This window comes from Streptomyces roseochromogenus subsp. oscitans DS 12.976 (genome assembly GCF_000497445.1).
Taxonomy (GTDB): Bacteria; Actinomycetota; Actinomycetes; order Streptomycetales; family Streptomycetaceae; genus Streptomyces; species Streptomyces oscitans.
Genome location: NZ_CM002285.1, coordinates 7,364,459 through 7,369,247 on the forward strand (window position 1 = coordinate 7,364,459; position 4,789 = coordinate 7,369,247).

The following is a 4,789-nucleotide window of genomic DNA, read 5'->3' on the forward strand; positions in this document are numbered from 1 at the left end:
CGCCGCGCCTCCGCGTCCGCCAGACAGCGGGCCTCGGCCCGGGCCAGCGCCGCCTCCTCCACGAGCACGCCCTGCCGCTCGTAACGGCCCTTGCGCCGGTTGAAGCGCACCACCACGACTGACAGTCCGCTCTCCTCCCTGGACCTGCGGGTCAGCGCGGTGTCCCCGCGCGGCAGGAACACCAGGTGTCCGAGGTCCGCACAGTGCAGACAGCGCGGCGCCCCGTCCTCCAGCACGAGCAGCGACAGCGGCCCGCGCCGGCAAGCGGCACACCGCTTGGGCCTCAGCGCCTGGAAGGCGACAAGCCGACCGGGGGAGTGGGGAGTTGAGGGAAGCGCCATACGCGGTACTTTCCCCGCCGCTGCCCATGCCTCCCACGCCTGGCCTACTCCTTCTCCTCCTCCCGCATGCCGTTCTCCTTCCCGATTCTTCGTCCCGGCTCTCCTTCCCGCGCCGGAAGTTGACCACCGACACCGGCGCGCGGTGCCGGCTCCGCCCGTGGCCCGCCGCGCTCCACGTGCCCGGCGGTTGTGAGCAGCACCCAGTCGACGGGCCCTTCCGGCCGTTCCCGCAGCCGCTCCAGCCCCGCGGTGTGCTCCCGCGCGAAGGAACGGATCTCCGGCGGGAACACCGTCGGGTCCTCCATCGCCGGCCGCCCGTCCGGGCCGAGCAGATGCGCACACAGCCGCACCGGAACCAGCCGGCTCCCGGCCTCGGCGAGCCCGTCGAGTAGTTCGTCAGCCGCCTTCACCAAGAGTCCGGCGCACCGCCCGCCCCTCCCGGCAGGCTCTGCTGTCACCTCACTTCCCGCCACCCGGCATCATGGGCCCTGTGCGACTCGAAGCGATCACCTGGGACCGGCTCGCCGAGCTGCTCGCCGACCGGCTGGCCGGACTGGAGCCGGCCGATGGGGGCGCCTGGCTGCGTGTCGGCTTCGACGGGGCCCCGGCAGTCCGGCCCGGTGATCTCGCCTCGCGGGTCGCGGAGGCGCTGCGGGTGCGCGGTCGGCCCTCGCTCGTGGTCGGCGCCGAGGGCTTCCTGCGTCCCGCTTCACTGCGCTTGGAACACGGGCGGCGGGACGCGGAATCGTACTACGGCGGATGGTTCGACACCGGCGCCCTGTGGCGCGAGGTCTTCGGCCCGCTGGACCCTGGCGGCAGCGGCCGTATCCTGCCCGACCTGTGGGATCCGGTCACCGACCGGGCCACCCGCAGCCCGTATGTCCAACTCCCGCCCGGCGGGATCCTGTTGCTCCATGGCCCCCTCCTGCTGCGCCACTGGTTCCCCTTCGACCTGACCGTGCACCTCCTCCTCTCCCCGGGCGCGCTGCGCCGCCGTACCCCGGAGGCCGACCACTGGACGCTCCCCGCCTTCGAGCGCTACGAGAACGAGACCGACCCGGCCGACATGGCCGACGTCCTGGTACGGGCCGACGACCCGCGCCATCCCGCCTGGAGCGGCTGAGCCGCCCGGCCCGGCCGCCGACCTCCCGCGGCTCAGAGCCAGCCGTTGCGCCGGAAGCCCCGGTACAGCACCAGACACGCCCCCACCATGACGACCATGACCAGCGGATAGCCGAACCACCAGTGAAGCTCGGGCATGTTGTCGAAATTCATGCCGTACACCCCGCACACCATCGTCGGCACAGCGATCACCGCGGCCCAGGCCGTGATCTTCCGCATGTCCTCGTTCTGCGCGACTGTCACCTGCGCGAGATGGGCCTGCAGGATCGAATTGAGCAGTTCGTCGAACGCGGCGATCTGTTCCTTGGCCCGGATCAGATGGTCGAGCACGTCCCGGAAATAGGCCTGTATCTCCGGTGCGACGACTCGTATGGGCCGGGTGGCCAGGTCCTCCACTGGGCGGCCCAGCGGCACCACCGCCCGCTTCAGCTCCAGCAGTTCACGCTTCATCTGGTAGATGCGGCCGGGGTCGAGCCGTGCGCCGTTCTCCGAGAACACCTCCGTCTCGACCTGGTCGATGTCGGCCTGCACCGCGTCCGTGACGTTCAGATAGTCGTCGACGACATGGTCGGCTATCGCGTGCAGCACCGCCGCCGGTCCCTTCGAGAGCTGGTACAGATGTGCCTCCAGCTCCTCGCGCAGAGGGCCCAGTGAGCCGTGCCGGCCGTGGCGGACCGTGATGACGAAGTCCTCGCCGACGAACACCATGATCTCGCCGGTGTTCACGACTTCGCTGGTCGCCGTCAGCTCGTCGTGCTCCACATAACAGACGGTCTTGAACACCGCGAAGAGCGTGTCCCCATAGTGCTCCAGCTTCGGGCGCTGATGAGCCTCGACCGCGTCCTCCACCGCCAGCGGATGCAGGTCGAACAGCTCGGCGATGCCCGCGAACTCACGGTCCGTCGGCTCATGCAGCCCCAGCCAGACGAACCCCTCGCCGGTCTTGCGCACCATCCGCACGGCGTCCACCAGGTCCGTGCACTGCGGCACCCGTACGCCATCCTGGTACATCACGCAGTTGACCACCGACGAGCCCAGCGGTGACCTGGCGGGATGACTCAGGTCCACGCGCGGCCGCCGCCCGGCCAGCCGCGCCACCTTGCGCAGTCCGCCGACCCTGCCCAGCCCCGTGACCTTCCGCAGATTCCCCGCCATGGACATCTGGATCTCCTCGCATGGATCTCCTCACGCAACGCTTTCGCGCCTTGCCGGGCAAGTCTGCCAGCCGAGAGCAGGGCGTGGGTAAGGCTGTGGGAACAGGATGTTCCGCTTGGTTCCCGCCTGTGGACGGACGAGTGCCCGCCTCTGGAGAATCGATTCCCGAGTGTGGACGGATCGGTTGCCGCTGCTCGACGGATCGGTCCTCGCCCGGGACGGAGCGTTCGCCGATCCGGACAAGCCGGGCGACTGGGATGATCGCGGTATGACGCGATCCGACGGGTACCTCCTGGACAACCGGCAGAACGAGGCGGGACAGCGCTTCGACGCCTTCGCCGCCCTGTTCGATCCCACGACCTTCCGGCACATCGAGGCGCTCGGTATCGGGCCCGGCTGGCGCTGCTGGGAGGTCGGGGCCGGCGGCACCTCCGTGGTGTCCTGGCTGGCCGAGACGGTGGGCCCCTCCGGCAAGGTCGTCGCGACCGACATCGACACCTCGCGGATCGCTGCCGTCGCCGGTTCGCCGTTGGAGGTCCGCGTCCACGACGTGGGCGCCGAGGAACCGCCGGGTGAGGGCTTCGACCTGGTCCACGCCCGGCTCGTCCTCGTCCATGTCCCGGACCGGGCAAGGGCGTTGCATTCCATGATCCAGTCCCTGCGGCCCGGCGGCTGGCTGTTGGTCGAAGACGCCGACCCCGCCCTCCAGTCCCTGCCCTGCCCCGACGAGTACGGCCCCGAGCAGCAGCTGGCCAACCGGTTGCGCCAGGGCTTTCGCACACTGCTTGCCGAGCGCGGCGCCGATCTGTCGTACGGCCGCAAAGTCCCGCGTCTGCTTCGCGAGGCCGGCCTGAGCGGGGTGGAGGCGGATGCGTTCTTCCCGGTGGCATCGCCTGCCTGTACGACCCTGGAGGCCGCGACGGTCCGTCAGATCCGGGACCGGCTCGTCACCGCCGGACTCGCCACCGACGAGGACATCGACCGGCACCTGGCCAACGTCGAGTCCGGTGCCATGGACCTGGCCACCGCGCCGATGATCTCGGCGTGGGGGAGGAAGGCTTAGTTGTCCGGCGGATCAGGTCGCAGGACATCAACGGCACCTCATCAGCGCAGGTGAGCGGGGTCTGTGCGGGTGCCCCCCGCGCGAGCGAAGTCGAGCGTGGGGAGTCGGGGACCGACGACAAAGCCGCTGGGGGTCCCCACGCCCTTGAGGCAGTGAGGGAGGGGGAGGGCGTGCCTGCCCCCGCGTCCGCGACAGGATCCGCCGGACAGGCCGTAGGCGCCTGCCAATCGGGCAGGGCGCCCGTTCTGCCTCAATTCGGCTGCTCCGCCTCGGCGTTCGCGCTGCCGGGCCGGACCGAGCCGCACCTGTCCGCCCGCCCGGCGTCGTGTCGGTGACGGCAGCCGGCTAGTCGGCGCGTCCCGCACACGGCGGTCTGCCACCCACCCGTTGTACGGCCTCCGCGCCCGCCCGGCAGCCCCGTGCTGCCGCCCCCTCCGGGTCCGCGCCCGCGAGCAGGGATGCGAGGAACGCGCCGGTGAAGGCGTCCCCCGCGCCCGTGGTGTCCCGAGGGACCGCCGGTGTCGCCGGGACCCTGACCGGTGCGCTGCCGGACCGGGCCACCAGCGCACCGTCCGCACCCGCCTTGGCCACGACCAGCGGAACGAGACGGCTCAGCTTGGCCGCCGCGTCCACCGGATCCGGCAGCCCGGTCAGCAGACACGCCTCGTCCCGGCTGGGCAGCAGCACGTCCAGCCCCTCCGCGAACGCCAGGAAGCGGTCCACGCCCAGCCGTACCAGGAAGCCCGCCGACGCCGGATCCAGGCTGACCGGCACGCCACGCGCGCGTGCCGCCACGAGCGCCGTCTCGGCCAGCTCCCGGCTCGGCTCCGTGAACAGCAGATAGCCCGACAGATGCAGCCGGGCCACGCCGTCGAGCAACGCGTCCGACCAGTCGGCGGGTTCGAGCCGCAACGACGCTCCGCTGTCCGTGAGGAACGTGCGCTCCGCCGCCGCACCCGTGTCGACGAGACAGATCACCGTCCCGGTCGCCGCCGCCGGATCGACCACCAGCCGGGGCCGCACCCCGGCCGCGGCCAGCTCACGCTCGTGCCACGCGGCCGAGTCCGCGCCCACCCGCCCGAGCAGCCGTACGTCCGCGCAGCCCGTG

General features: G+C 71.5%; 5 protein-coding genes and 1 pseudogene. 2 read left to right on the forward strand and 4 right to left on the reverse strand.

Annotation, left to right across the window (positions count from 1 at the left end; all coding sequences use genetic code 11):
- Positions 1-341, reverse strand: a pseudogene (locus M878_RS81445) (DUF2293 domain-containing protein); the annotation flags it as partial.
- A 44-nt stretch (positions 342-385) separates the two neighbouring features.
- Positions 386-754 (reverse strand): hypothetical protein, encoded by a 369-nt coding sequence (locus tag M878_RS92530; RefSeq protein ID WP_158692818.1) that lies wholly within the window; start codon positions 752-754, stop codon positions 386-388.
- 77 nt (positions 755-831) lie between these two features.
- Between M878_RS92530 and M878_RS81455 the strand changes: the two genes are divergently transcribed.
- Positions 832-1,464: a nucleoside/nucleotide kinase family protein gene (locus M878_RS81455; RefSeq protein ID WP_023551563.1), complete on the forward strand. Its 633-nt coding sequence runs from the start codon at positions 832-834 to the stop codon at positions 1,462-1,464.
- Positions 1,465-1,496: 32 nt separating this feature from the next.
- On the opposite strand, the gene corA is transcribed toward M878_RS81455, so the two are convergent.
- Positions 1,497-2,624: a magnesium/cobalt transporter CorA gene (gene corA / locus M878_RS81460; protein ID WP_023551564.1), complete on the reverse strand. Its 1,128-nt coding sequence runs from the start codon at positions 2,622-2,624 to the stop codon at positions 1,497-1,499.
- Positions 2,625-2,886: 262 nt separating this feature from the next.
- Between corA and M878_RS81465 the strand changes: the two genes are divergently transcribed.
- Positions 2,887-3,681 carry a methyltransferase domain-containing protein gene (locus tag M878_RS81465; protein WP_031226453.1) on the forward strand — a complete coding sequence of 265 codons (795 nt, stop codon included), beginning with the start codon at positions 2,887-2,889 and terminating at the stop codon, positions 3,679-3,681.
- Positions 3,682-4,026: 345 nt separating this feature from the next.
- Here the strand turns inward: M878_RS81465 and M878_RS81470 are convergent.
- A partial coding sequence (locus M878_RS81470; protein WP_023551566.1) for a carbohydrate kinase family protein occupies positions 4,027-4,789 on the reverse strand: 763 nt, incomplete at its 5' end.